Raw genomic sequence first — 25,663 nt, forward strand, 5'->3', positions numbered from 1 at the left:
GATGGATAAGCCGGTAATAATATTTGGTGCAGGTTCACTTGGAAAAGCTGCTTTAGAGGTATTAAATAAAAACAATATCATTGTTTATTGCTTTTTAGATGATAGAGAAGAGCTTCATGGCACTGAAATTAATGATATAAGTGTTTTAGGAGCTACCGATGATGATGGTTATTTAAAGTATATCGGCAAAAAATGTGAAGCGTTTATTGCAGAAGAAGAAAATACTATAAGAAAGGGTTTGGTTAAGTTGCTAAAAGAACGTCGAAAGGTGATGCCAATTAACCTGATTCACCCTGAAACGTCTATCTCTGAACATGCTGAAATGGGGCATGGGAATTTTCTTAATGCAAAGGTAACTTTAGGAACTTCTGTTTCAATTGGAAATCATTGTATATTTAATACCAATTCTACGATAGATCATCTAGTTAAAATAGGTGACTTTGTTCAAATTGGGGCTGGTTCTGTACTGGGCACAGGAGTTGAAGTTGCTAATGATGTGTTTATTGGTACCGGGGCTGTTATTGTGCCTGGAGTGAAAATTGGAAAGGGTGCCAGAATTGGAGCAGGGTCAGTTGTAGTAGGTAATGTAGAAAAAGGACAAACAGTATTTGGAAATCCAGCAAAGCCAGTTTAATTCAAATAAATAGAAAGATACTATATTCATTCAAAATACCAGCCAGTTATGCCAATCCATGAATCAGAATTAATCCTGAACAAAGATAAAAGTGTCTATCATTTAAGTTTACGCCCTGAAAATATTGCCGATACAGTTTTAACTGTAGGTGATCCAAGTAGAGTTCATATGGTCAGCAAATACTTTGATGATATTGAATTTGAAATGAATAAAAGGGAGTTTATTACTCATACAGGAAGGATAGGAGATAAGCGGTTAACAGTTATGAGTACTGGTATGGGTACAGAAAATATAGAAATAGTCATAACTGAATTGGATGCTCTGGTAAATATTGATTTTAAAACTCGCGAGGTAAAAAAAGAAACTCGATCACTTAATATTATCAGAATTGGAACAAGTGGTGCATTGCAAGAGGATATTCCCATTGGGAGTTGTCTGGTGTCAGAATATGGTGTAGGTCTTGATAATCTTATGATTTTCTATGATCTCTCTCAAACACCTTTTGAGCAAGAGATATGTGCAAAATTGAAAGAAGATATCCCATTACCAATCACACCATATTGTGTGAAGGCGGATGAAGGGTTATTGAGAAGTTTTGACAAGGAAGGGTTTATTAAGGGGAATACAGTGACTTCTCCTGGTTTTTATGCCCCACAGGGTAGAGCTCTTAGAGTTAACCTGGCTTATGGTGGTTTTATGGATAAGTTAGTCTATTTTCATAAAGATAATTTTTGGCTGACTAATTTTGAAATGGAAACTTCTGGTTATTATGCGATGTCAAGAATGTTAGGGCATAAAGCAATTTCTACTAATGCAATTCTTGCAAATCGAATACAGAACAAATTTGCAAATGACAGCATTAAAATCGTAGACCAGCTTATAAAGCAGGTCATTGAAGTAGTGACTGATGAAAACTTTAATTAATTATTGTTAAGTTCTTCAAGCTCCATCCATCTAAGGGTGATTTCTTCAAGGTCATTGTCAATTTGTTCTACTATTTTGCCTAATTCAGTTAATCGATTGTGATCTGAGATTCCGGAATTCATTTCTGTAATTGCTTCAGATTTTTTGGACTCAAGTTCCTCGATTTTCTTTTCAAGATCTTCAAGCTCTCTTTTCTCCTTAAAAGTCAGTTTTCGGGTGATTTCCTTTTGTCTATAGTTTTCGGTTTCTTTTTTCTCAGTTTTTTTAATTTCTTTTTCTTCCTGTTTGTTCTCTTCTTCTTTTATTTGTCTGAAATCATCATAACTTCCAGGGAAATATCTTATTTGTTGATTGTCAATAACAAACAGATGGTCAGCAAGTGTGTCTAGTAAATACCGGTCGTGAGAAACTATTAAAATACAACCATCATAATGACTTAAAAATAACCCTAATGCATCCAGTGTTTGCAAATCCAGGTCATTAGTCGGCTCATCAAGAATCAGGAAATTCGGTCGTTTTACTAAAACTTCCAGAAGTTGTAATCTCTTTTTCTCACCACCACTTAACTTATAGGCATATTCATGCTGCCTTTTTGGTTCGAATTGAAAAAGCTGAAGTACCTGAGTTGCAGATAAAGTTTGCTTTTCATTAACCTTAATCATTTCAGCGATATTAGTAATCCTGTCAATTACTTTTTCATCCTGTTTATAAATTGGATCCTCTTGTTTGAAATATCCGAAATTGGTGTTTTGACCTTTTATTATTTCTCCTGAATCCGGTCTTTGTTCTCCTGTGATAATTTTTAGAAAAGTTGACTTTCCTGATCCGTTAGGCCCTACCAGTCCTATGCGATCATTTTTTTTGAAGATATATGAAAATGAATTGAACAAAGTTTTATCTGAAAAGGATTTCGAAATTTCATTTAATTCAAGAATTTTCTTTCCTTTTAATGAAGGATCAAAGTCAATCTTAACTTGCTCTCTTACCTTAGGTTGGCGGGCTTTATTTTTTAAGTCATCAATTGCGTCTAACCTATATTTTGCTTTGGTTGTTCTTGCTTTCGGTTGCCTTCTTGACCATTCTAATTCTTTCTTTAGTAAATTAGCTGCTTTTTCGGCATCATTTGCAGCTTGAATTAGTAATTCCTCTTTCTTTTGAATGAAATTATCATAAGGACCTTCAAATTTCCTTATACCTCCATGGTCAAGATCAAGAATATTCTTGCAAACGGAGTCTAAAAAATACCTGTCGTGAGTAACTAAAAATAAAGCTGACTTCGAAGTTTTTAGATGATTCTCCAACCAGACTATTGCATCAATATCCAAGTGATTGGTTGGTTCATCAAGAATCATCAGGTCAGGGTCTTCAAGTATTACTTTTGAAAGAGCCGCTCTCCGTTTTAAACCACCTGAAAGTTTACCCATTTCTTTATCAAAGTCGGTAATGCCTAAATAGGTCATCACTTCTTTAACTTCATTGTCATAGTTCCAGGCTTGTAATCTATCAACCTCAGACATAAATTTTTCAATCTGATCATGATCTCCTTTTTCTAATGCTTTATTGTACGAAATAAAAGCCTTCGATGATGGCGATCCATTGTCCGAAACATATTCAAATGCTGTTAGATGTCCTGGTACTTCAGGTTGCTGAGGAAGATAGCTAATGGTTAAATTATTTTTTTTTCTTATTTCTCCATTTTCTTTTCCTTCAATACCGTTAAGTATTTTCATCAATGTTGATTTACCAGTACCATTAGCCCCGACAAGAGCAATTTTTTCACCAGGATTTATTTCAAAGCTAACCCCGCTAAATAGTTTTCGCTCCCCGTAATACTTTTCAAGATTTTCAACACTGATTAGACTCATATTATTTTTAATTATTTAACAGCAAAAGTAATTAATTCAACGGCTAAATTTTATTAAAAGAAAATATTGTAATTGTAATTTTTTTATTTTAAATTGAATTATTCATTAAAGAATAAGGCAAATATACGATCTTGGTCACCTAATTAGGTGGCCATTTTTTTCTGACCAGAGATTAAAGAGAGTTAAGAATAAGTAGGAGATTATCTGAGGGAATTTCTGAGCGGGTAATTAAAATTAATCCAAATCATGAAAATTGTTAAAATATTAGGAATAGTCTCTATTTCATTAATTGTAATACTAGGCTTAATTGTCTTGTTTGCTCCTTCTCATGTTGAGTTGGAAAGAAGTATTTCTATTAATGCTTCACCTGAAGAGATATATCCTTATCTAAATGATTTAAAAGAATTTAATAAGTGGTCACCATGGTACGACCTGGATCCGGAAGCAAAATATTCATTTATCGGACCGGAAGAAGGGGTAGGCTCTGTTATGGAGTGGAAGTCAGAGCAAGATAATGTTGGGAATGGAAAGATGGAGATAATTGAAACCGTGCCAAATCAATCTGTAACTATGGAGATGTTTTTTGGGCAAGATGATGTTCCTGCATATGCAAAACTTGTTATGGAGCCAGATCAACAATCTACAAAAGTGACATGGAGTTTTGAAACAGAGATGTCTGGTGTGGCTAAAGTATTTGGATTGATGATGGAACAAATGTTGGGTCCCAGTTACGAAAAGGGGCTCACTAACCTAAAGAATACTGTCGAAGCTAAATAATAAAAAAGACTCCTTTATTGGGAGTCTTTTTGGTTATTTGTTTTTTTCATAAAACTTTCAAATCTTTCCTTAATTTCTTCGGAAATGTCCTTTCCTTCTTGTTTCCATTTAGAAAAATTTGATTCATTTTCTTTAACAAAATTACTGAAGTGTTTTTCCAAAATCCCACTAGTCTCTTTCAATTCATCTTTCTTATCATCAATCTCCTTATTTATCCGTGAGATAACATCCTTGTTTTCTTCCAGCCAATTATCTATTTTTTTTCCAAGGCTTGAAAAGAAATCGGTTTTGTCTGATTCTTGCATGGTGTATTATATTTTAATTATAAAACGTAAAGTTTTCAGCATCAAATAGCCCTTTATCACTCAGCTTTATTTTTGGGATAACCAATAAAGCCATAAAACTGATTGACATAAACGGTGCAGTTAATGTGCTTCCTAATTCTTTTACGAATTTATCTATTCTTTGATACTTATTTCCTATTTCAAAACCATTTTCAGTAGTCATTAGTCCGGCAACAGGTAGTGGCAGGTCATAGGTTTCATCATTATTTGCTGCGGCAAGCCCACCTTTTGAGTTCATCAGGATATTTATAGTCTTGATTATATCTTTATCATTAGTACCTGCTACAATTATGTTATGAGAGTCATGAGCCACGGTACCTCCAAATGCACCATTTTTAAGCCCTACACCTTCAATAAAACAAACTGCTGGAGGTGCCTTTTCATATCTATTTACGACTACTAACTTGCAAAGGTCTTTATCTACTAAATCTCTTTCAGAAAGGCTATAAACTGAATCCGAGTGAAATGTTTTTTCAGTTATCAAGGATCCATCGATTACCTTTATAACCGGTACTTCTTTAAATTTAGAAGGCATCTTTATATCCCTCTCTGTAACTTCATAAGAATAAAAATTATTTATAATTGTTGGTAATGGAGCCGAGAAAGAAATATTATTATCACTAAAAACGGGCTTGCCGTCAATCCATGTTTCCAGAATAACGAAATCTTTAATATTATTTATTTTTATGAAGTCAGCCTGATCTCCTGGATTTAAAGTTCCCACAGATAAATTGTAGTGGTCTACTGGCTTAATACAAGCTGCATTTAAAACATCAAATAAGTTATATCCTAACCTTAATGCACGTGTTACTAGTTGGTTTATGTGACCTACTGCTAAGTCATCAGGATGTTTATCATCAGAACAAAACATTATTTGATCTGGGTATTTATTGAAGATTTCAATTAGCGCATCAAAATTTTTAGCCGCAGAACCTTCTCTTATTATTATATTCATTCCGAGGTTAGCTTTATCTAAAGCCTCTTCCAGACTAAAACATTCATGGTCAGTAGATATTCCGGCAGAGATGTATTTTTCAGCATCTTTCCCTTTTAATCCGGGAGCATGACCATCGACAGGTTTACCAACAGAGATTGCAGCTTCAATTTTGGCCATGACATCTTTATCTCTATGAAGGACACCTGGCCAATTCATCATTTCTGCTAAATAATGAAGGTCCGGATCCTGAATAAGCTTTTTAGTTAATTCAACATCAATAATTGCTCCTGCTGTTTCAAAAGAAGTTGCAGGTACACAACTTGGAAGTCCGAAGAAAAACTTAAAAGGGACACTTTTGCCATTTTCAATCATATATTTAATACCTTCTTCACCCATTACGTTGGCTATTTCATGCGGATCAGATATTGTTGCCACGGTGCCATGCTTTACCGCCATTTCAGCAAATCGTCCCGGTACCAGCATGCTACTCTCAATGTGTATGTGAGAATCTATAAATCCGGGCATGTAATAAGGTTGGTCTTTTTTCTCTGGGGATATGATATTAATATCTCTAATTTTGTCCTGGTGAATTATAATTTCACCAAAACCAATGGTTTGTTGTCGGATATTGATAATATTGCCCGTTAATATCATATTGATCTTTTTTTTTAACTTTAACTAATGGTGAACAATAGTTCTAAAATAATAAACTTCAACAGTATTGTGCGGAAAGCATTGTATTTATTAATTGTATTTACTTTAGTACTTGGTTCTTGTAAGTCCACTCAAAAGCGAAACAAGGCACCTAAGCCAGGGAAACCAATTCCATGCCCAATTAAAGACTGTTGATTATAAAATGAAGAAGATTAACATAGCAATCGATGGATACTCTGCATGCGGCAAAAGCAGCACAGCTAAAATTGTGGCTAGCAGGTTAGAATATAAATACATCGATAGCGGTGCAATGTATCGTGCGGTAACACTCTATTTTATTGATAATTACGTTGATCTGACTAATGATAAAAAAGTAGATCAAGCTCTTGAAAACATTAATATTGATTTCCGATTTAATAGTAAAAAAGAAAAAAGTGAGACCTATCTAAATGGTTTGAACGTTGAGGACGAGATACGAACCATGAAGGTTACTAACATGGTAAGTGAAGTAAGTGCATTGCCAAAGGTGCGTAAGGTTTTGGTCGAACTTCAACAAAAGCTTGGAAAGAAGAAAGGTGTCGTGATGGATGGACGAGACATAGGGTCGGTTGTATTGCCTGATGCAGAATTGAAAGTTTTCATGACTGCTGACAAGCGTGTGAGAGCTTTGAGAAGACAACAAGAATTGCTAGAAAAAGAGCAATTGGTGGATCTTGACGAGATAATTGAAAATTTAACCAAGAGAGATAATATCGATACATCAAGAGAAGTTGGTCCGCTAATCAAGGTAGATGAAGCCATAGAAATTGATACTACTCACATTACTTTAGAAGAACAAGTAGAGGAAATATTAAATGAAGCGACTTCAAGGATGGTTGAAAATCAATAAAAAATATAATTTAACATAGTTATTTAAAATAATTCTAAATAATATATAATACCTATTTTTATACCCTTTTATTGGTGAAAAAATTTTTATTTTTGCACCGTTTGTATAGAAAATGACCTGTTATAGCAATGTCAAAAACTATTAAGCTTAAACGAGGATTCGATATAAATCTTGCCGGAAAGGCTGAGAAAAAACTCGTAGAGAACATCAGATCGGCTACATATGCCTTTAAGCCAACTGACTTTGAAGGGATTGTGCGTCCAAAAGTGTTAGTAAAAGAGGGAGATACAGTTAAGGCTGGTACACCTGTTTTATTTGACAAGAAGAATGACGCTATCAAATTTACTTCACCAGTAAGTGGAGAGGTTGTAGAGATCGTGAGAGGAAAGAAGAGAAAACTTCTTGAAATTAAAATTCTGGCTGATTCAGAGATGCAGTTTGAGGAATTCGATAAATTTTCGATTTCTGAAATTGAATCATTGGATGCAGAAAAAGTTAAAGAGCAGATGCTGAAAAGTGGGGTATGGCCAAATATTGTCCAGCGTCCTTATGGTATTCTTGCTAATCCGGAAGAAACTCCAAAATCAATTTTCATTTCTGGTTTTGATACCAACCCATTGGCTCCGGATACAGACTTTTTATTAAAAGGTCAGGAACAATATTTTCAGGCGGGTATCAATATCCTTAAGAAATTAACATCAGGTCAGATTCATTTGAACTTGAATGCTTCAGGAGAAGTGTCTTCAGTATTTTCACAAATTCAAAATATTGAAGTAAATAAGTTCAGTGGTCCACACCCTGCAGGTAACGTAGGAGTTCAGATACATCATATTGACCCGATCAATAAAGGCGATGTTGTTTGGACTGTTAAGCCTTTTGGAGTTGCTCAGATTGGTAAGCTTTTCCTTGAAGGAAAATATGACACCAGCAGAGTAATTGCTTTAGCAGGATCAGAAGTTAAGCAACCTCAGTATTATTCAGTTTATACTGGCGCATGCATTGATAAGTTAATCGAAAACAACTTGAACAGCGAAAATGTTAGGGTTGTTAGTGGTAACGTATTAACTGGTGAATCAATCGGAAAAACTGGCTACATCGGATATTTTGATGATTTGGTTAGTGTTATTCCTGAAGGAAATGAATATGAATTTCTAGGTTGGATTTTACCAACTACTAATAAATTAAGTTTCCACAGAGCTTTTGGATTATTAGCACCATTCTTTGCTGGTAAGAGTAAGGAGTATGTTGTTGACACTAACCTTCATGGTGAGCCGAGAGCATTTGTTGAAACTGGTTCTTTCGAGAAAGTTACCCCGATGGATATATATCCTGAGTTCTTAATTAAGGCTATCTTGGCTGAGGATTTTGATGAAATGGAAGCATTGGGTATTTATGAAGTAATTGAAGAAGATCTTGCGTTGTGCGAATTTGTAGATGTATCAAAGCATGATATTCAAAAGATTCTTCGAGAAGGTATTAATTTATTGCAATTTAGCTGATAAAACTGTCTATGAAGTTTTTACAAGACATATTTGAAAAACAAAAGCCACACTTTGAAAAAGGTGGGAAGTGGGAGAAATTCTATTACATTTTTGAAGCTCACTATACTCTGTTTTTTGCTCCTAAAGATGTAACGAGCAAAAAAGGAGTTCAGATTCGTGATGCTGTAGATATGAAACGTATGATGATGACTGTTATCATCGCGATGCTTCCAGCATTAATATTTGGAATTTGGAATGTTGGTCACCAACATTTTCTAGCAACCGGTGAAGCAGGAACATTACTTAATAAGTTTGCAATTGGTGCTTATGCAGTTCTTCCAATTGTTGTTGTTTCATATGCAACAGGACTTGGTATTGAGTTTACATTTGCAACTCTAAGAAGGCACGCCGTAAACGAAGGATTCCTTGTTTCAGGAATGTTAATACCTTTAGTTATGCCAGCAACAATTCCTTTATGGCAAGTTGCATTAGCTACAGCATTTGCTGTAATTATTGGTAAAGAAGTATTCGGTGGTACTGGTATGAATATCTTGAACGTTGCATTAACGGCAAGAGCATTCTTATATTTTGCATACCCAGGTGATATTTCCGGAGATGGTGTTTGGACATACTTTGGTGATAGTTTAATCGGAATGTCAGAGCCTGTAGCTGCTTTTTCAGGAGCAACTCCTTTAGCTCTTGCTGCAGCTGATGGTATTAGTTCATTCTCGAACTTCTGGGTAAGTGATGCATATACATTCTCTAATATGTTTATTGGAATAATTCCAGGTTCAATTGGTGAGACATCAACTTTAATGGCTCTTATTGGAGCTGTTGTGTTGATTACTACAGGAGTAGGTAGCTGGAGAATCATATTAAGTGTATTTGGAGGAGCCTTCCTTATGGGATACCTTTTTAACTTCATCTATGATATGAATTATACTGGTCAATTAGGGACTGGTGTTAAGGTAGCATTCCTATTAGGTTCTATAATCTTATTTACTGTAAATCAAAAGTTTGCAAAAGGTGAAATTAAAGCCGTAATTGGTGTGTTAGCAGGTATGTTAATATTTACTGCTATGATGTTATTCTCTGGAGCAGCTAGTGAATTCATGAAAGTTCCGGCACAATTCCATTTAGTTATGGGAGGTTTAGCTTTCGGAGCTGTTTTCATGGCTACTGACCCAGTAACAGCTTCACATACATTCCAGGGTAAATGGATATACGGTCTAATGATCGGAGCATTAACAGTATTGATCAGGGTATTTAACCCGGCATATCCGGAAGGAATTATGCTAGCAATACTTCTGATGAACGTATTTGCTCCACTTATTGATATTTATGTAATTAAAGCTAATAAGAAAAGGAGGTTGAGCCGTGCGACAGTCTAACGGATACGTAATATTTTTCACCGCAATATTAACAGTTGTTGTTGGCGGTGCAATGGCATTGACATCTGTAGCCTTAAGACCGGCACAGCAAAAGTCAATCGAATTAGATACAAAATCTCAGATTTTGGGAGCAGTAACAGATGTTTCTGCAATGAAAAATAAAGAAGTACTTTCTTTTTATGATGAGCACATTTCTTCTTTGGTAGTTAATATTAAAGGAGATGAAGTTGAAGGAGAAGTTGCTGAAAAAGTAAATGTTAATAAACAATTCAGAAATCTTTTCAAAGCTCAAAAGAAAAGGAGAGAGGCTGGTAAACTGACTCAATTAGCAGATAGAACTGGTGATGAAGAAGCAAAGGCAGAAGCTGCCAAATTGATTGAAGAAGCAGAGGCCATTGAAGCAGATGCTCTTTTTCCAGTGTTTAAATATAGTGCAGAAAGTGGAGATGCAATTGATGCCTATATTTTTCCAGTATATGGTAACGGGCTTTGGAATAATATTTTTGGTTACGTAGCATTAGAAAATAACCTTAATGAAATTAAAGGTGTGTCTTTTGGTCACGTAGGTGAAACTCCAGGTCTTGGTGCTCGAATTACAACAGAGGAAGTTAAAGCTAGATTTGCTGGTAAGACTATCTTTGATGAGTCGGGTGATCTAGTTTCGGTTACCATGGTTAAAGGTGAAGGAAATCCTGAATCAGCTCTTGGACCACATAAAGTTGATGGTATGTCTGGTGCAACTTTAACGGCAAATGGATTAAACGAAATGCTTGATGCATACCTTCATTACTATTTAAATTACATTGGTAAAAACAAGTCGGGCGAAGTTCAAGCTGCGCTCTAATTAAAATACTAAAAACTGTAATTATGAGTACAGAAACTACTGAAGTACAAAACGAGGTTAAAGAGCAGAAAGCTGCTTCTGAGCCATTATTGTCGAAACGTAGAAAAGCAATTTTAACTGATCCTTTGAATGAAGATAACCCGATTACTGTTCAAGTATTAGGTATTTGTTCTGCATTGGCTGTTACTGTAAAATTACAACCAACACTTATCATGTCAATTGCGGTGGTGTTTGTAATTGTGTTTTCGAACCTTATCATTTCTTTGATGAGGAATTTGATTCCTACAAGGGTTCGTATTATCGTTCAGCTTGCTATTGTTGCTTCTCTTGTTACAATTGTAAGTGAGGTCTTAAAAGCTTACAGTTACCCAATGTATAAAGTATTAGGAGCTTTTGTTGGTCTTATCATTACTAACTGTATTGTAATGGGACGTCTTGAAGCTTTTGCTATGGGTAACAAACCATATGATTCTGTATTAGATGGTTTTGGTTCTGGTTTCGGTTATGCCTGGATCATCCTTACTGTAGCATTCTTTAGAGAATTGTTAGGTTCTGGATCAATATTTAATTTTAAGATTTTCGAAGAATTAGGTATTGCATATCAGGCTAATTCAATGATGGTTGACTCTGTAGGTGCATTTATGATCCTTGGTATTATTATCTGGGTTCAGCGCTCTATAACTGGATATGTAGAACATTAAAAATATTATATAAATGGATTTAGTAAGCTTAGCAGTCCGTTCGATTTTTATCGATAACATGATTTTCGCCTACTTCCTGGGTATGTGTTCTTTCCTTGCTGTTTCTAAAAAGGTAAGTACCGCTCTTGGATTAGGTTTGGCAGTAGTGTTCGTACTATCGATCACTGCACCTGTAAACTGGTTATTACAGGAATATGTTCTTAAAGAAGGAGCATTGACTTGGATCAGCCCTCAATTTTCTGATTTAAGCCTGGAATTTCTTCAGTTTATAATGTTCATCGCAGTTATTGCTGGTATGGTTCAGCTTGTAGAGATGGTTATTGAAAAATTCTCTCCTGCATTATATGGATCATTAGGTATCTTCCTTCCATTGATTGCTGTAAACTGTTCAATTCTTGGTGGATCATTATTTATGGTTCAACGTGATTATACGTTATCTCAAGCATCAGTTTACGGATTCGGATCAGGTATGGGATTTGCTTTAGCAATTGTTGCTTTAGCAGCTGTTAGAGAAAAATTAAAATACAGTAATGTTCCTAAACCTCTAAAGGGGATTGGTATTACAATGCTAATCACTGGTCTTATGGCAATTGCATTTAAATCTTTTATTGGAATTGCAGTATAAGGAATATTGTTATAGAATATAAAAGCCTCTCTTATGAGAGGCTTTTTTTATGCGTATTGATTAATTCTAAGGTATTCTAGCAACGCTTTACGGAGATTTGAGTAAATGTATTCACATGTCTCTTCATTGTCCTCTAACAGTGTTATTCTAAACCCATTCAGGTCACTGCAAAAACTACTTATTGGAACAACACATATGCCATAGGCTCCAAGTAAATAATAAACAAAACGCTGGTCATTTTTAATACCAGGTTGGGAAACCCATTTCTCAATCATTTTTCTAATATCAGAATTTTCTATCCTTAGAGTACTACGTTGATCAATTACATTTTCTTCAAAAATAATTGAGTTATAAAAAGCTCCATTTGTACGATTAAATTTAATTCCCGGAATTCCGGATAAATACGATTCTAATAACCTGCTTTTTTGACCAATTTTGGCATTTTCATCAACTCTATATTGCTTGAAATTCGTATTCTCATAGATTTTTGGAATTGCCAATTGAGGTAGTTTTGTTGCGCATACCTCAATCATTTTTGCATTAATTAAGGCTTTAGCAAATTTATCAAACTCTGAATTCTTACTTCTATTGTAAAACTCTATCCACCCACATCTGCTTCCTGGCCATGGCATTTCTTTCGAAATTCCCTTCATCGAGATGCCAGGGTGATCTCCGATTATTTGTGAAAGTTTAGAAGTTTTAGCATTGTTATATGTTATATTCTCATAAATCTCATCCGCTATAATCAACAGGTCAAATTCCTTTGCAATTTCTATCATCTGCATTAGAATTTCAGTAGGGTAGACCATTCCTGTTGGGTTATCAGGATTGATTATTAAAATCCCGGTAATAGCAGGGTTATATTTGACTTTATTATATAAATCGTCAATGTCCGGATACCAATTATTGTCAGGATCTAGTAAATAAGTTACCGGACTCTGACTTGCATGAGCAGCCTCTGCAGAACTATGTGTACTATAAGATGGTGATGGACCTATAATACGACTAGATGTTTCTATAAATTGATAAACTGTCGAAATCGCATCGCCTAAACCATTAAAAAACAGGATGTCTTCTGAGGTTATCAGGCATCCACCTAATGAATTTGTTTTTTCAGCTAAGTATTCTCTTGTTGCCAAAACTCCCATACTGTGGCAGTATCCATATGTATTATCCTCTTGGATCAATCTGCCAATTTCATCCTTCATCCAGGTAGGAATTTTATGGTTCTTCTGAATTGGGTCACCAATATTTTCCCAGTAGATTTTTCTTCCTAGTTTATTAAGCTGTTCAGCTTTAGAGACTATGCCTCTTATTTCATAGTTTAATTCTTTTGAGCCGTCACTTAGTAATTTTTGTCTCATAGCTATTTTGGTAAAAAAAAAATGAATACAAAATTTTGTATTCATTCAAATTTCAGAGCTATGTTTTACAAATAAAAGTAAATGCAGGATATTATTTTATGAATTCATTATTCCACCCGCTAATTCCACCAGACACTAAAAATTTCATGGCTTCAGATGAAGATACGTCAACTCTAGTTATCCAGTCTTTTGGGTAAAAGAATATATTTCCGGATACATTATATGAATGTGGAAAGTAAACTGCAACCTTGTTTTCCAATCCTAAAATTGTAAGATCTGTTCTGGTAATAAAACCTAGTCGTTGTATATCCTGACTGCCATTTATATTAACCAAAACAGGGTATTTGAATTTCTTTTTTTCACCAACAAAAGCTTCAGTTAAATCTTTAATAGAAGTAAATAATAAGCTGATAAGTGGGATTTTTACAATTGTTTTTTCAAACAGGTCAATTATGGGCTTTGATATAAAAGTTGAGCCTATATATCCAATAATGGTTATAATGGCTAGTATAGATATAAACCCAATGCCCGGAATATTTATAGGTAATAAATTATCAAGCCAGTCAATGACAGAATATATCACATAAATTGTAACAGCTACTGGTGCAATGAATAAAAGACCATTGAAAAAATATCTTATTATCTTCTTTTGGGGGTGCTTATTGCTTGATGGCTGTTGAATATTTGTCATTATCTATGATTTATTTATCTATTTTAAAGTAATGTAATCTCAATTTACTATAAAATAAAAACTTGTTTAAACATTAATTGTTATTAATAGATCAGTAACAAAACAAAATGAGAAATTTTTTATGGCTGAAGAAGTAGAAAACGAACAATTGGAGCTTATAGAGTCTTTTGATCATGCTGATCTATTTTTGGTAAAAACAAAATCAGATACTCTGATAGTAAAATCTAAAAGCAATTATATACCTGAAAATAAATTTCGGGAAATTTTTGGTTTCATAACCACTAATATTATGACTTCAAAGGTTATTAAAAAGTTGATTTTTGATAAAAGGTCATTATCTGTGTTTAATCAAAATTCTATGGAGTGGTATTATACCGAATGGAAAAATGAAGCTGCTTCACTTGGACTGGATAAACATAGGAAGATTTTACCTGAAAATGAGCTTTTTAATAAAAGTGTAAAAATAGGTAAGGAAAAGATTGAAAAGGAATTTCCGAATGCAGTTTATAAAAAATTAGATATCCAATATTGTGATTCAGTTGAAACAGCAATAACAATTTGATTCTGGATATTGATAGAGAAAAGTGTTATGACTTTGGTTATAGCACTTTTTTTATGATAACACCAATTGGTTTTAAAAGGGCATTATGTAAGTAAATATTTGTGTTTACTAATAAAAGGGGGGTGATAATTTATGACGTCCTGAATATTTGTCTGGTATTCTTTTACTTTGATTACTAAAGGACCTTCATAAAGTATTTAAAGCTACTTTTATCAATTATGAATTTAATCTACAAATTATAATTTTAATTAAAATTATTACATGGATGCTACATGTGGGTTATAGGAATCAATTGCCTTACATTAGTTTCTTTCCTAGTATTTCCATATCTAATAATATCAATTCTTGTTTTAGTATAACTAACTATTATTGATTAGTGAATGATTGTTACATAACTGCTATTTTACTCGTTTATTTGAAAATTTGAGGTTTTTGAATGTTTTATAGAGATTAATTTTGGCGAATATACTTTTTATATCAAACTATATACATAACCAAATATGGATCGATTTTTAAACAAATTCAAAACGCTTCTAGCAGTGTTTTTTGCTATTGCAATGCTAGCATCTTGTGGAAATGATGATGATGAAGCTCCAACTATCGGAACGCTAGCCGGAATGGTTACAAATGGTAGTGATGATACTGCAATTGAAGGAGCTTCAGTTGTTATTTTTGATGCAAATAGCAACTCACCTGTATTAACACTTACTACAGATGTTGATGGGAACTTCACAACTGAACTTGACCCGGGAAGTTACTTCGTGAAAGTTTCGGCTCAAGGATTTCTTTCAAATCCTCCTGCTGGTATTTCTGCAATTCCATTTGACATAACTGCAGGTGTAGAAACTTCAAATGATGTTATTTTATTCCCTAATGATCAGCAAGGTCTAGGGTTGATTTCTGGTACAGTTACTGAGAATGGTAATGGTGTTGCCGGTGTATTAGTTATTGCAGAGGCCGGTGATAAAGCTTATTCTGCAATTACTGATGAAGATGGTAATTATGTAATTTTCAATGTTGAAGCTGGTGAATATTCTGTAAAAGGATGGTTAGCAGGTTATAATTCTCAAGGTGTAGCAGTTTCAGTAACCTCAGATACTGGATCTGTAGATACTGACGTGACTGTAGTATCTGGAGCAAATGGTTCTCTATCTGGAATGGTTAGTAACCTGGCAGCTGAAAATATCGATGTAGATGTTGCATTGATTCACCCTGTAACAAAAGAAACTATTCCTGGGCTAGTAAGTTTTACTGAGGCAGGTCAATATTTGATTTCTGACATTCCAAATGGAACATACATCGCAAGAGCAACATATGCTAATGATGAGCGAGTGATGGATCCGGATAGAATTTTTAAGTTCGGAGAACCATATGTTACAATGACTGGTACCTTACAGGAATTAGATTTTGATATCACTGGTTCTGTTAAGCTAACTTCTCCTACAAATGAGGCTACTTCTACAATTCCAGTTGAAATTACAAGTGTAACACCTGAATTTTCTTGGGTAGCTTATTCTTCTACTTCTGACTATGTGATTGAGGTAACTGATGCAGCAACAGGTAATGTTATTTGGGGTGGTTTTGATACTTCAGGAGAGCTACCTGTTAAAAATATTGTAATCCCTTCTTCTCAGACTTCAATTACTTTTAATTCTGATAACAATGCATCGATTGCAGCTTTAGAAGTTGGTAAAGTTTACAGATGGAGAGTTTATGCAAGTAAGGATGATCAAAAAGCAACTACCGGATGGACTTTGATTTCTGCTAGTGAGGATCAAATGGGATTGATCAAAATAGTAGAATAATTTGAATATTATTATACATATAAAAAAGGCAGCATTTAGCTGCCTTTTTTATTATTTGGGATTGTAACAATAAACTCAGATCCTTTTCCTAGATTGGATGACACTGAAATTTTGCCATTTAGTTTTTCAACCGCTTCCTTCACAATGTACAAACCGAGCCCAGAGCCTGGAGATTTATCCGTTGCCCTGTAAAACATTTTAAATATATTATTTAGATGTTCTTCATGAATACCCAGTCCATTATCTTTTACTTTTATTTTACCATACTTTTTATTACAATCAACTTCAATTTGTATAGTTGGGGAATCTTGTTTTAGATTATGATATTTATATGCATTTGAAATTAAATTGCTAAGAATAATCGATAGTCTTTTAGGGTCAGTATAAAAGTCTTCATGACAAGAGTTATCAATTTTTAAGGTGATTTTCTTTGATTCATCAAGGTATTTGATATTGTTTACAATATCAGAAATCATGTTGTCAGGGTTGATATTTTCTGAAATCACTTCTGTTCGAGCATTTCTGCTATAGTCTATAATATCTTTGGTAAACCCATCTAACTTTTCTATACTTTCTTCAATTTTACTAAAGTAGAATTCGGGTTCAGTTTGTTTGTCAATCTTTGCTAATTTGACAATTCCCAATATTGAAGCTAAAGGTGCTCTGAGATCATGAGAGGCACTATATACAAATTTATCAAGCTCACTATTTAGCTTCCTTAGTTTTTTATTTGTGTTTTCAATATCCTTTATTCTCCACTTATAGATAGCAAGTAGCATTAAACCACCAACAATGATACTTATGAAGAAAAACCATTTTGTTTCATAAAAATGAGGTTTAACTGAGAAACTAAATGTTGCCTTATTGGTACCCCATTCGCCCATAGCGTTTGATGGGATAATTTCAAATACATAGTTTCCTGGTTTTAAATTAGTATATTGAATTTGTCTTTTATTATTTATTATTGTCCAATTCTCTTCACTACCATGTAGTTTATATTTAAAATTTATCGCCTCAGGAGAGGAGAATTGTGGAGCAGAAAAGTTTATAATATATCTCATATTTCCCGGCCCTATTGATATTCCATTTTCTTTATAAATCTGTCCGTCAGATTCAAAAGATTTAATATAAATATTGGGAAACTTTTTATTTAAGTTAATTTCTTCCGGAGTAATAATACATACTCCACCTATGGTAGGGATGGCCAACTTATTATTATATACTAAGCTTGCTCTTGTGGCACCGGTACATTCTTTATCGATCATACCATTATTTTCATTAATGAGTATGGTGCTTATCTTAAAAGGATTGTTGATACTATTTAAGGCATCAATCTTTTTGAACTTCAAAATTCCTTGACTTGTTGTCAGATAAAGATTCTCATTATTGTCTTCTATTAAATCAAAAAAGCTAACTCCATGTAGGGAGTGATTAAGATTTATTTTTTCTGGTTTCCTATTTTTTAAAAGGTATAATCCAAGATTAGTTACGACAAAAACGTTATCGTTTTTGTCAATATGGGTGTTAAATATAAGTACACCCGAGTCATTATCTTTAAAACTTATCTTTTGAGCATTGAGATTTTTGTTGAAAATATATAGTCCGCCACTATGTGTGCCTACATAGATATTACCTTTACTATCTTGTTCAAGAGATAAAATGAAATTGGTTTCAAGGACATTAGTTTTATTTAATACTGTGTCAACGGCTTTATCTTTTAAAATTATTATTCCGCTAGTTCTTGATGCAACCCATATTTCATTATCGGAAACCTGAAGAATTCTTCTGGAGTCAGTAGTAGGAAGGCCATTTTCTTTGTCTAGATTAATGACTGAGTTTTCCGTGATTATTTGAATTCCATCATAGGAGGCAATCCACATTTCATTATTAATAAATTGAATGTCTCTAATCCCACTTCTAATTGGATATTTTGGTTTAAAAGTAGTTATTTCATCCGCATTTATAACATTGATTCGCCCATCATCAGTACCTACAAATAACTTGTTTCCATTTTGAGTAATAATATTTATATTATCTGTAGACAATCCATCACTAGTTGTATAATTACTTATCCCTGTCTTTTTTAAATGTAAAAGCCCATCTCTTCCAGTTGAAACCCAAATATTATTATCATTTTCAATGTCAATTCTGTTTAGACGAGTGTAAGTCAATCCACTATTTCGTTTTTGAAATTCATATTTGGATAAATCTTTAGAGAACTTGGCAATCCCGGATTCAGTTGCTACCCAGATGTGATCTATAGAATCGTTTGAGGTAATATGATTAATGTGCAATGAATCATAAATTACTCTTTCAAAGGATCCTGATGTGTTTAAAATTTGAATTCCAGATTGAGTTCCTATGTACAGTCTTTTTCCAGATAAATAAATTGTTCTTGGATAATTGTTTATCAGACCTGCAGAGGTGTCATATTGAATTAATTCATTATCAATTATTGAAAATATTCCATTACTTTCAGTGGCAACCCACAAATTATTCTTTTCATCTATTTCAATATCTGAAATTGTATAGGTGTCTGGAATAATGTCAATTCTGAAAATTGAATCATTTTTTACTTTAAATAAACCTTGATTGTAAGTCCCAACATAATAGCTTTTATTATCTGAAAATTTAATACACGTTACAGTTTGGGGTGGACTTCCATTTTTATACTGAACCTGGCTGAATTTATTATTAGAATACTTAACAATTCCAGAACCTTGAGAGGCAAAGTAAAGAGTGCTATCTGAAGTTTCATATACTTTATAAAATGCGTCAGTTTCAAGGAAAGGGATGGATCTTCGGTCGTAAATATCTACATTAACCCCATCAAATCGCATTATTCCATTATAGGATGTAATCCAAATATAGCCTGAAGTAGTTTTTAACGAGGAAGTGACATTGTTGGATACCAGGCTATTATCGCCTGACCACTGTTGAATGGAAATTTTTGAAATGGTACTACCTTCAATAGTATTATCTTGAGCATACCCTTTGAATAGGCAAATTAAAATAAAAACCGAGGTAATAAAGAGACGAAAAAGCATTTTACATTTATATCACTTTCTTCAAAATACAAACCTTAATTAATAAAATTATGTATTTTAGAAAGAAAGTGATGTAAATGTTATAGAAATTGTTTTCAATTATACTTTCTCTGTAAGAGCTTCTAGTTTTCGCAATGATTTTAGCAGATAATCAGTTATATAATTTCTTAATGGTTCTGGACTGATTATTTCAACTTCATTTGAAATCCCTAATATAAACCTTCCTATTCCTTCAAAGCCATTTATTTCTGCTCTGAACCTGTAAAATTCTTCTTGAGATGTGAAATCTCGAGTTATGAATTTTTTTGTTTGAGGAAAGTTTTCTTGTAATAGGTTTTTAGCCATTACTGTTAGCCTCAGGTCTACTTCCAGCTTTTGCCCTGAAAACATTCCAAATGGATCAGGTTTTAGATGGGTGTGATGATCTTGGTGCTTAATATCTTTATCCAATATCACAATACTCTCAGCCCTTGATATATGGAATACCTTTGTTTCTTTAACTTCAGGTTCATAGGCAACAAGATAATGACCGTTTATAATATTGATTGGCTCCAGGTATCTATCGAAAAATCCTTTAGATGTATTAGACCTGTATTTAATTAAAGAGATAGCCTTTTGATCTAATATAGCTTTTCTAATAGCTTCAATTCTATCAGAAAAATTATCAGACTCCTCTTCATATTCATAATTCAATTCTGGAATTTTAGCTGCTAGTTTTTCCTTCAGCGAATGTGATAATGGTGAACTTTCATTAATACTCTGGTATACCAGGTTGAGTTCATCCTCAGTTAGGCTCACTAAAAAATTATCATTATCCCGATCGCTTACTATAAAATACCTGTTATGGTAATCCATATCAATTGGAAAGAACTTTTCAAGACTTTTAATATCTCTTCGAATTTGTCTTTCACTTTTATCTAAAGAATTAGCTAACTGACTAAGCGTTCTTGGCTTTCTATATTTAAGCATAATAATAAGCTTCAGAATTTTTTCCAGCCGATCTTGCGCATTTAATACCCCGTCACCTTTTTCAAGATAACCATCAAAGTAATCCATAGTTACTACTAATTTGAACTCTCTACCTCTATACTTAACTTTTATGCTCTTGTGTAATTAAGTTTTTTGGCTCTTAATTAACATTCTAATAAAGTGAAAATTATTGACAATACTAATAATAAACAATAAGTAAATGTTAGTGAGGTGTAACTTTCAGATTTTCAGTTATTTATTAACAAAAAAATAACCTTTTTTATTTTTTTACGTACAGGCAGTTTGATTCTTATTGAGTAAAGAAATGTCTTTTTTGGATAAAATCTAGTTTTTGATTTTTATTCTACTATGGCCATTATTGTTCTTTTCTACCCTTATTTGTGCGTTAATTCGCTCTTTAAGAAGAGGAACGTGAGAAATTAATCCAATCATCTTCCCTGAATTTGCTTGAAGTGTTTCAAGAGTGGATATAACTATATCAAGAGTTTGTTCATCTAAAGTGCCAAAACCTTCATCAATAAATAGGGTGTTTAACCGGATATTTTTTGAATTCATATCCGCCAGACTCAGCGCTAAGGCAAGTGATAGAATAAATGACTCACCTCCTGATAAACTGTGTACCGAGCGTCTTAAGTCTCCTTGCCACCTATCTACAATATACAGGTCATTGTCATCTTCGTCACCTTCTTCAAACCTGGCAAACCTATATCGATCGGTTAATTTTGTAAGCCTGTTATTTGCGAAATCGAGTAAATGATAAAGAATCATATCCTGAGCATACCTGACAAATTTGTCGCCTTCTGCTGAGCCAATCAGATTATTGAGTAATTTCCAATTGTTTACCTCTTGCCGAATTTTATCAATCTTTATCAGCGTGTCTTCAAGTTGCTTTCTTTTTTGAGTATCAATCAATAGTGATTGTTCCTTGGCTCCCTGTTCTTTTGATGTTTCCAGAATTTGTTTTTGAACTTCATTGAGGTTTAGTTCGAGGGATCCCATTTGATCAATTAATGCATCAACCCTAGATGAATCTTTAATTTTCCCCTCAATTGAACTTATCATATCCTCTTTTGATTCCTTTTGTGCAAATAGCCTGGTTTTCACAGCCATTATTTGCTGATATTGTTCCTCAGGAATAAGGTGTTTTTCTAAATCATAAACATTTTCTACAAATGGAGGGAGGCTTTCTTTCAATTCCTTATTCAATTGTAAGAGTAATTCTTCTTCGTCTTTTATGTTTTTAGTTGTTTCTATTATTGATTGTAAGGTGTTTTCTAGTTTATCTTTAAGAGACGATAAATCTTTGTCTTTTTGTATTATATTATTTTTGAGATTTTCAATATCAGATTCATAAAAGTGCTCTAATTCATCTGCAGTTTTATTTTTTAGTAAACACTTAACCGAATTCTCTTTTTCATCGATTTCGTTACTAATTGATTCTATATTGGTTAAATGCTTTTGAATTATATCTTCGAATCTTTTTAAATCACTTGTTAAAATTTCTTCCTTCGAATTTAACGTATTGATTTCTTCCCTGAATTTTTCCAAGTCAGCAGATTCACTTTTATATCGTGATACCTGTGAGTGTATTTCATTTATATCAAAATCACCTGAAATTAGATTCTTGATTTGGTTGGCAAATTTGATTTTACTTGATAACAGTGAAATTAGATGATCACAAGTTGGTAGTCCGTTTTTAATAGTTACTAACCTGTTAGCCTTCTTGATTTTTTGATCAATTACTAGTAGCCATTCATCAATATTATCATACTTTTTATGATCTTCGCCTAAATTGGTAGCTGCCTCGATTTGAGTTAAATACCTATTATTTAACTTAATTAAATCTGGTTCAATTTCATTTATGCTTTCTGAAAGTGATTTTAATTTCGAATTTGTTTCGGTAGATTCTAAAAACAGGTTATCTCGGTTTGTGATTTTTGTTTCCCTCAGTTTCTTTTTTGATTCAATATGCTCTAGTAAACCGTTGAATATTTTTTCCTCATCACTATTAGAAATCGGGTTAGGGTGTTTTTCACTTCCACATAACGGACATGGTTTTCCCTCTATTAAAGCATCTGAATAAGCACTTAAGCCTAATTTTGTTTTTACTTCTTCTATTTCATTTTCAATTGTATGAATAGTATTGTCAAGAGTAGAGATTTCCTCTCTTTCTTTTTCTAACCTAGTAGTTAAAGATGCTAACTTTTCCTCTAATTGGTTGGCTTCTGTTTTTTGCTGGTTAAGCCTTGATTCAGATTTAGATATAGTATCGGTAAGCGACTTTAATTCAAGAATTATGCTTTTTAATTCTTGATATTGTTCAAGATCAATTTGATTATTTAACTCTTTTTCAAGATCATTGATTCCCTTGATAGTTTTCTCTCGTATATCCTGAATATATTCTAGAATGTGCTGGGAAGTCCACTCTTCCTTTATGTCATTTTTGAATTTCGGTTGTCTATCAAAAACACTGTTTATTTCTATTTCAATTTGTTCGATTGACTGGAGGTTGTTTTCAATAACCGAAATGTTATCTGCGGCAGATTTTAGATGTTCTTTTTTAGCTAATTCTGTTTCCAGATTACTAACTAATGAAGACAGTTTTCCCTTGCGGTCGACAAATTCACTAACCTTGTTTTCAACCCCATAATATTCATTTTTAACCTGTGAAAGTTCTTGATTTTCAATGTTTAATGTTTTTTTGAGATATTCAATGTTATTTAAAAGTTCCCTTGATTTAGCAATATCTGGTTTTATGGTTTTATATTCTTTTAATCTTTCTTCTAACTGCTTTTTGACTGAAGCGAATTCATCTGTCAGTTTAGCTATGTTTTCCTTCAGATTTATTTCAAGAGTTTGTTTATTTGAAAAAGCCTCCTTATGCTGAGATATAGACTGATTAAGGGATTTGAAACTAGAATATTTCTCCTTGATTGGAATTATTTTTTTATACTTTTCTGCTTTCTCAAATGATTCAGTGTTTTGTTCTATTTGCTTTTTAACATCACCAAGCTCATTGATGGTATTCTCAAGGTCTTTCTTTAATTGCTTGAAATTTTGAGCTTGTTTTAGATTTTCAGAAAAGTCGCTTTCCTTGATTTTTAATTCAGCAATTTTGTTTGATAAATCTGAAAGATCTTGCTGTAAAGTATCTCTTTCTTCTACTGATAAAAGTTGGATTTTATCCTTTCCTGATTCTTCAATTGCTAATTTATTCTCACTTTCTTTGAATAATTCATATACCTTTTGACTTATGGCACGAAATGATGTCAAACCGGTTATTTTTTCTAATAAATTGGATCTTTCATCTCGATTAGCTTTTAAGAGCTTAGCAAAATCTCCTTGAGATAATAATATCGCTTTAATAAACTGATCATATGACAAACCTATGAATTTTTCGTTTTCATCCGGGATTTCACTTTTTTTAAGGTCCAGTATTTCTCCCTTTGTAAGATCAGTGATTTCCATTTCATAATCTTTCAGATTGCCTTTATTGCTATAGGCGATCTTCCAACTTGATCTATATCGGTTTCCGTGGGCTTCGTATTCTACTTCTGCCAAAGCTTCCTTTTCGCCTCTTGTGATTAATATACCCTTTTGCTGAATAATCTTTTTAGAAATGGATTTATCAATTCTCGGGACCTTGTTATACAGTGCCAAAGTTATACTATCAAGCAGAGTGGTTTTGCCTGCACCTGTCGGGCCGGAAATTAAAAAAAATCCCGTTGAAGTGAGGTTTGAATTCTCGAAATCAACTTGGTGTTCTCCTTTGAAGGAATTGATATTTTGTATTTTAATTTTTAATATTTTCATTCTATTGTTGATCTTCCTGATTCAAAATTTCTTCGGTTTTATTAAAAAGATCTTTGATAATAGGAATTTGATCTTCCTCAATATTCTGGGATTTTATTAATGATTCGAAAATCAATTTGGGAGAAAACTGGTCTAAGTCCGGAATTTCTTCTTTCCTTAATTCAGAAACTCCAGTGAAATTTGTACGATATTTAACTAGTTTAATATGTTTTAACTCTTCGGAAATTGAGCTCATTTTATGAGGGATGTCCAAATCAGATTTTTCCTGAGTGATAATTACTTCGACCAAATTGTTTTTATTTTCCTCAGTGTCTAATTCATTGAGTTTGTCAATCACCGAAATAAGATCGTCATTAATGGTAATCAGTTTTCTATATGTTGGAATAGAAATTTTTTCCGGTTGCTCGAATATTCCTTCTTCATTAAGTGAGGTAACCAGGATGCTATGCTCATAATTACGTTCTGTAAAACTTAGAGGTAGGGGAGATCCACAATACCAGGTATTGGGGTGCCCTTTAAGTCTTTGTTGCCTGTGGATATGTCCTAAGGCTATATATCCGAATCTTTCTGGCAAACTTGAAGCTGCTATTCCTGCAAGATTTCCTATTTGAATATCCCTTACAGCATCAGAATTTTCTTCTACGCCTGAAGCAAATAAATGTCCTGTGGCCAGAGCGGGAACCTCTTTACCATATTTGTTATCTACCGCTTCAGCTATAGACTTATAATGGTTTATAATTCCTTGTGACACTTCAGTCATACGGTCCGAATATGTCTTTCCTGAGTTTATTTTCAATAGATCACGGTCTCTTAAAAAAGGAACTGCTGCAACTACGAATTTTAAATCCCCATTATCATTTTTGATTTCTATTAAATCATTATCAGGATGTTCAGAGATTGAGCCAATTACTTCAACATTTAGAAGTTTGAGAATTTCTTTGGGAGCTTCAATAGATTGAATTCCATCATGGTTTCCGGCGGTAATGATAATATTTTTGCAAGATGTTTCTTTCAGCCTGATTAAAAATTCATAATAGAGTTTCTCGGCACTTTTAGGCGGATTGCTAAAGTCAAAAATATCACCTGCGACAACAAGTACTTCAATGTTTTCTTCAATTATAATATTATAAAGGGAATTGAAAAAGAACTTATGATCTTCTTCAAAATCAGTCTCATGAAGTTTTTTTCCTAAATGCCAGTCTCCTGTATGAAGTATTTTCATCCGCCTTGATTTTTTATAAAGATGAGGATTGTTTGTGACAAAAGATGTCACCATCCTGGATTAATCAAGTGATAAAAATAAAAAAAGCGAACCTTAAGTCCGC

General features: G+C 33.3%; 20 protein-coding genes. 11 read left to right on the top strand and 9 right to left on the bottom strand.

The window, feature by feature from the left end:
- The first annotated feature begins 1 nt into the window (after position 1).
- Together HH304_RS11875 and HH304_RS11880 are read left to right on the top strand one after the other, a co-directional pair.
- Entirely contained in the window at positions 2 to 634 is a 633-nt protein-coding gene (locus HH304_RS11875; protein WP_169681749.1) for an acetyltransferase, read from the top strand.
- Positions 635 to 682: 48 nt separating this feature from the next.
- Positions 683 to 1,558 carry a nucleoside phosphorylase gene (locus HH304_RS11880; RefSeq protein ID WP_169681750.1) on the top strand — a complete coding sequence of 292 codons (876 nt, stop codon included), beginning with the start codon at positions 683 to 685 and terminating at the stop codon, positions 1,556 to 1,558.
- On the opposite strand, the gene HH304_RS11885 is transcribed toward HH304_RS11880, so the two are convergent.
- Positions 1,555 to 3,423, bottom strand: coding sequence for an ABC-F family ATP-binding cassette domain-containing protein (locus HH304_RS11885; RefSeq protein WP_169681752.1), 1,869 nt, complete (start codon positions 3,421 to 3,423; stop codon positions 1,555 to 1,557). The two genes, HH304_RS11880 and HH304_RS11885, sit on opposite strands and share 4 nt — an antisense overlap.
- A gap of 246 nt (positions 3,424 to 3,669) precedes the next feature.
- On the opposite strand from HH304_RS11885, the gene HH304_RS11890 reads away from it, so the two are divergent.
- Positions 3,670 to 4,200: an SRPBCC family protein gene (locus HH304_RS11890; RefSeq protein WP_169681755.1), complete on the top strand. Its 531-nt coding sequence runs from the start codon at positions 3,670 to 3,672 to the stop codon at positions 4,198 to 4,200.
- A gap of 14 nt (positions 4,201 to 4,214) precedes the next feature.
- On the opposite strand, the gene HH304_RS11895 is transcribed toward HH304_RS11890, so the two are convergent.
- Entirely contained in the window at positions 4,215 to 4,505 is a 291-nt protein-coding gene (locus HH304_RS11895; protein WP_169681757.1) for a hypothetical protein, read from the bottom strand.
- A 13-nt stretch (positions 4,506 to 4,518) separates the two neighbouring features.
- A complete protein-coding gene (ade, locus tag HH304_RS11900) occupies positions 4,519 to 6,135 on the bottom strand; it encodes an adenine deaminase (RefSeq protein ID WP_169681759.1) in 1,617 nt (538 codons plus the stop codon).
- 202 nt (positions 6,136 to 6,337) lie between these two features.
- Between ade and cmk the strand changes: the two genes are divergently transcribed.
- From cmk to nqrE, 6 genes are all read left to right on the top strand, one after another.
- Positions 6,338 to 7,024 (top strand): (d)CMP kinase, encoded by a 687-nt coding sequence (gene cmk, locus HH304_RS11905; protein WP_169681761.1) that lies wholly within the window; start codon positions 6,338 to 6,340, stop codon positions 7,022 to 7,024.
- A gap of 128 nt (positions 7,025 to 7,152) precedes the next feature.
- The gene (locus tag HH304_RS11910) at positions 7,153 to 8,523 is read left to right on the top strand and encodes a Na(+)-translocating NADH-quinone reductase subunit A (protein WP_169681763.1); all 1,371 of its coding nucleotides are present in this window, start codon (positions 7,153 to 7,155) and stop codon (positions 8,521 to 8,523) included.
- A gap of 11 nt (positions 8,524 to 8,534) precedes the next feature.
- Entirely contained in the window at positions 8,535 to 9,896 is a 1,362-nt protein-coding gene (locus HH304_RS11915; RefSeq protein WP_169681765.1) for a Na+-translocating NADH-quinone reductase subunit B, read from the top strand.
- On the top strand, positions 9,883 to 10,740 hold the full coding sequence (gene nqrC / locus HH304_RS11920) for an NADH:ubiquinone reductase (Na(+)-transporting) subunit C (protein ID WP_169681767.1): 858 nt from the start codon (positions 9,883 to 9,885) through the stop codon (positions 10,738 to 10,740). Before HH304_RS11915 ends, nqrC begins: the two co-directional genes overlap by 14 nt.
- Before the next feature lie 23 nt (positions 10,741 to 10,763).
- The gene (locus HH304_RS11925; RefSeq protein WP_169681769.1) at positions 10,764 to 11,441 is read left to right on the top strand and encodes an NADH:ubiquinone reductase (Na(+)-transporting) subunit D; all 678 of its coding nucleotides are present in this window, start codon (positions 10,764 to 10,766) and stop codon (positions 11,439 to 11,441) included.
- Between the two features lie 13 nt (positions 11,442 to 11,454).
- Positions 11,455 to 12,066 (top strand): NADH:ubiquinone reductase (Na(+)-transporting) subunit E, encoded by a 612-nt coding sequence (gene nqrE, locus HH304_RS11930; protein WP_169681771.1) that lies wholly within the window; start codon positions 11,455 to 11,457, stop codon positions 12,064 to 12,066.
- A 47-nt stretch (positions 12,067 to 12,113) separates the two neighbouring features.
- On the opposite strand, the gene HH304_RS11935 is transcribed toward nqrE, so the two are convergent.
- Both HH304_RS11935 and HH304_RS11940 read right to left on the bottom strand, forming a co-directional pair.
- Positions 12,114 to 13,430, bottom strand: coding sequence for a pyridoxal phosphate-dependent aminotransferase (locus HH304_RS11935; RefSeq protein WP_169681774.1), 1,317 nt, complete (start codon positions 13,428 to 13,430; stop codon positions 12,114 to 12,116).
- 91 nt (positions 13,431 to 13,521) lie between these two features.
- Positions 13,522 to 14,121 (bottom strand): DUF502 domain-containing protein, encoded by a 600-nt coding sequence (locus tag HH304_RS11940; protein WP_169681775.1) that lies wholly within the window; start codon positions 14,119 to 14,121, stop codon positions 13,522 to 13,524.
- 121 nt (positions 14,122 to 14,242) lie between these two features.
- Between HH304_RS11940 and HH304_RS11945 the strand changes: the two genes are divergently transcribed.
- Together HH304_RS11945 and HH304_RS11950 are read left to right on the top strand one after the other, a co-directional pair.
- Positions 14,243 to 14,683 (top strand): hypothetical protein, encoded by a 441-nt coding sequence (locus HH304_RS11945; RefSeq protein ID WP_169681778.1) that lies wholly within the window; start codon positions 14,243 to 14,245, stop codon positions 14,681 to 14,683.
- A gap of 500 nt (positions 14,684 to 15,183) precedes the next feature.
- Entirely contained in the window at positions 15,184 to 16,488 is a 1,305-nt protein-coding gene (locus HH304_RS11950) for a carboxypeptidase-like regulatory domain-containing protein (protein ID WP_169681780.1), read from the top strand.
- A 35-nt stretch (positions 16,489 to 16,523) separates the two neighbouring features.
- Here HH304_RS11950 and HH304_RS11955 read toward each other — a convergent pair whose 3' ends face one another.
- The 4 genes from HH304_RS11955 to HH304_RS11970 all read right to left on the bottom strand — a co-directional run bounded on the left by HH304_RS11955 (position 16,524) and on the right by HH304_RS11970 (position 25,560).
- Positions 16,524 to 19,535: a sensor histidine kinase gene (locus HH304_RS11955; RefSeq protein WP_169681782.1), complete on the bottom strand. Its 3,012-nt coding sequence runs from the start codon at positions 19,533 to 19,535 to the stop codon at positions 16,524 to 16,526.
- 99 nt (positions 19,536 to 19,634) lie between these two features.
- Positions 19,635 to 20,591 (bottom strand): helix-turn-helix transcriptional regulator, encoded by a 957-nt coding sequence (locus tag HH304_RS11960; RefSeq protein ID WP_169681784.1) that lies wholly within the window; start codon positions 20,589 to 20,591, stop codon positions 19,635 to 19,637.
- Between the two features lie 258 nt (positions 20,592 to 20,849).
- A complete protein-coding gene (locus HH304_RS11965) occupies positions 20,850 to 24,338 on the bottom strand; it encodes an AAA family ATPase (protein WP_169681786.1) in 3,489 nt (1,162 codons plus the stop codon).
- Between the two features lies 1 nt (position 24,339).
- On the bottom strand, positions 24,340 to 25,560 hold the full coding sequence (locus tag HH304_RS11970) for an exonuclease SbcCD subunit D C-terminal domain-containing protein (protein ID WP_169681788.1): 1,221 nt from the start codon (positions 25,558 to 25,560) through the stop codon (positions 24,340 to 24,342).
- Positions 25,561 to 25,663: the final 103 nt, after the last annotated feature.

Source organism: Marinigracilibium pacificum, assembly GCF_012926615.1.
Classification (GTDB): Bacteria; Bacteroidota; Bacteroidia; order Cytophagales; family Cyclobacteriaceae; genus Mangrovivirga; species Mangrovivirga pacifica.

Coding starts and splice junctions, on each gene's coding strand:
- HH304_RS11890 (WP_169681755.1), top strand. CDS start 3,670: ATGAAAATTGTTAAAATATTAGGAATAGTCTCTATTTCATTAATTGTA.
- HH304_RS11950 (WP_169681780.1), top strand. CDS start 15,184: ATGGATCGATTTTTAAACAAATTCAAAACGCTTCTAGCAGTGTTTTTT.
- HH304_RS11955 (WP_169681782.1), bottom strand. CDS start 19,535: ATGCTTTTTCGTCTCTTTATTACCTCGGTTTTTATTTTAATTTGCCTA.
- nqrE (WP_169681771.1), top strand. CDS start 11,455: ATGGATTTAGTAAGCTTAGCAGTCCGTTCGATTTTTATCGATAACATG.
- ade (WP_169681759.1), bottom strand. CDS start 6,135: ATGATATTAACGGGCAATATTATCAATATCCGACAACAAACCATTGGT.
- HH304_RS11875 (WP_169681749.1), top strand. CDS start 2: ATGGATAAGCCGGTAATAATATTTGGTGCAGGTTCACTTGGAAAAGCT.
- HH304_RS11885 (WP_169681752.1), bottom strand. CDS start 3,423: ATGAGTCTAATCAGTGTTGAAAATCTTGAAAAGTATTACGGGGAGCGA.
- HH304_RS11940 (WP_169681775.1), bottom strand. CDS start 14,121: ATGACAAATATTCAACAGCCATCAAGCAATAAGCACCCCCAAAAGAAG.
- HH304_RS11945 (WP_169681778.1), top strand. CDS start 14,243: ATGGCTGAAGAAGTAGAAAACGAACAATTGGAGCTTATAGAGTCTTTT.
- HH304_RS11965 (WP_169681786.1), bottom strand. CDS start 24,338: ATGAAAATATTAAAAATTAAAATACAAAATATCAATTCCTTCAAAGGA.
- HH304_RS11970 (WP_169681788.1), bottom strand. CDS start 25,560: ATGAAAATACTTCATACAGGAGACTGGCATTTAGGAAAAAAACTTCAT.
- HH304_RS11915 (WP_169681765.1), top strand. CDS start 8,535: ATGAAGTTTTTACAAGACATATTTGAAAAACAAAAGCCACACTTTGAA.
- HH304_RS11960 (WP_169681784.1), bottom strand. CDS start 20,591: ATGGATTACTTTGATGGTTATCTTGAAAAAGGTGACGGGGTATTAAAT.
- HH304_RS11910 (WP_169681763.1), top strand. CDS start 7,153: ATGTCAAAAACTATTAAGCTTAAACGAGGATTCGATATAAATCTTGCC.
- HH304_RS11895 (WP_169681757.1), bottom strand. CDS start 4,505: ATGCAAGAATCAGACAAAACCGATTTCTTTTCAAGCCTTGGAAAAAAA.
- cmk (WP_169681761.1), top strand. CDS start 6,338: ATGAAGAAGATTAACATAGCAATCGATGGATACTCTGCATGCGGCAAA.
- HH304_RS11925 (WP_169681769.1), top strand. CDS start 10,764: ATGAGTACAGAAACTACTGAAGTACAAAACGAGGTTAAAGAGCAGAAA.
- HH304_RS11880 (WP_169681750.1), top strand. CDS start 683: ATGCCAATCCATGAATCAGAATTAATCCTGAACAAAGATAAAAGTGTC.
- HH304_RS11935 (WP_169681774.1), bottom strand. CDS start 13,430: ATGAGACAAAAATTACTAAGTGACGGCTCAAAAGAATTAAACTATGAA.